The organism is Promicromonospora sp. NPDC060204 (assembly GCF_042728455.1).
Taxonomy (GTDB): domain Bacteria; phylum Actinomycetota; class Actinomycetes; order Actinomycetales; family Cellulomonadaceae; genus Promicromonospora.
In genome coordinates this window covers 1-1,426 of sequence record NZ_JBHWZO010000466.1, presented here as the reverse complement: position 1 = coordinate 1,426, position 1,426 = coordinate 1, and the positions used below count along the sequence as shown (strand labels likewise).

The 1,426-nt window shown below is 70.6% G+C and carries 1 protein-coding gene and 1 other RNA gene; one reads left to right on the top strand and one right to left on the bottom strand.

Annotated features, from left to right (window positions below):
- Window positions 1-80 precede the first annotated feature (80 nt).
- The gene (locus ACFWEJ_RS28730; RefSeq protein WP_377232563.1) at window positions 81-740 is read left to right on the top strand and encodes a hypothetical protein; all 660 of its coding nucleotides are present in this window, start codon (window positions 81-83) and stop codon (window positions 738-740) included.
- Window positions 741-828: 88 nt separating this feature from the next.
- Here the strand turns inward: ACFWEJ_RS28730 and ssrA are convergent.
- Window positions 829-1,197, bottom strand: a transfer-messenger RNA (tmRNA) gene (ssrA, locus tag ACFWEJ_RS28725).
- Window positions 1,198-1,426 lie beyond the last annotated feature (229 nt).

Below are 1,426 nucleotides of genomic sequence, written 5' to 3'. Positions count from 1 at the left end.
GGCCCAATGACTGGGTAGAAGCGCACTTCTGACTGGCGGCTCGCGCGCAAGCGCCGGCGTCCTCGGGACACATGCCGGGTATGAGCCTGCTTCGAGCACCACTCCGTGTCCTCGGCACCGGCCTGGCCGGGGTCCTGCTCCTCGGCGCGTGCGCCGGGCCGGCCGGCCCGGCCGGCCCCGCCGGGCCCGCATCGGACGGGGACCAGACCCGCGACACGACGGCGTCCGCGCCGCCCACGCCCGCGTCGCCGGGCGCGGTGACCGTCGTGACGACCGTGCTCCAGGAGGGCGGCGGCCCGCCCGAGCTCTGCCTGGGCGGGCTGGCCGAGTCGTATCCGCCCCAGGGCGGCGGACCCGAGGTCGCCGGGTGGCACTGGGACGCCGTCGAGGGCGAGGAGTCCGCGCAGGGCACCACCTGGGGTACGTACACGGTGGAGGGCACCTGGGACGGCGAGACGTTCCATCTCACCGGGACGGGCCCCGCCCCGGCCGAGCCGTCCGCGTCCCCCGACGACCCCCGGCTCGCGCCGGACAACGCCGGGGCGGCTGGAGCCGGGACCGCCGCCGACGAGCTGCACGATGAGGTGTACGGCGACCTCGACGCCCTCGCCGGCTGGGTCGAGAACGGCTACGTCTGGGTGACGGTCGTCTACGACGACGGGAGCATCCAGCGCTACGCCGACGACACGTACAGCGCCGACACGGTCGTCGTGCAGTCGGCGCTGCAGGACGTCGGGTAGGCGGGCCACGCGATCGGGCCGGCGCAGACCCCGGGCACGACGAAGGCCTCGCCGGAACACCGGCGAGGCCTTCGGCCACAGGGGTATCGAGTGGAGCTGCCGGGAATCGAACCCGGGTCCGGTATCGGTTGACGAGGACTTCTCCGGGCGCAGTCTGCTATGGATTTTCTCGGCCCCCGCGCTCGCGCAGACACGTTCGCGGACAGGCCCAGTCACCTAAGTGTTCCCGTGGCCCCGATGACGAGAGCTACGAGCAGTGGCTTTCTAGATGACGCGGACTACCGGAGCGAAAGCAGACTCCGGGCCCACGGACTTCGGGCTCGCTCAGGCGGCGAGGGCGAAGTCGTTGCGCGAGTTATCGGCAACTATTGGTTTACAGGCATCGTTTACGAGATAAGCCTGCATCCTCGGCCCGCTTCTCCTCGAAGCACGACCACCGTCGAAACCGATCAGCCCCTATGGATTTTTCAACCAGCTCCCCGAGCTCTCGCCCGTGAAGTGTTCCCAGTCTAGGTGATCAACACCCTGGCAGGGAACGTTATTTCCGCCACGGCTCGCTGCGAGACCGGCCCGAGCTCTGCTGAGCCTGCGGCTCAGGCTCTGCTTGTCTGTCGGCTGAGCCTGCGGCTCCGCTCCGGGCGCGTGCCTCGTTCCTCGGCCCCCACCCAGAGCAGCGCGTACGGGGC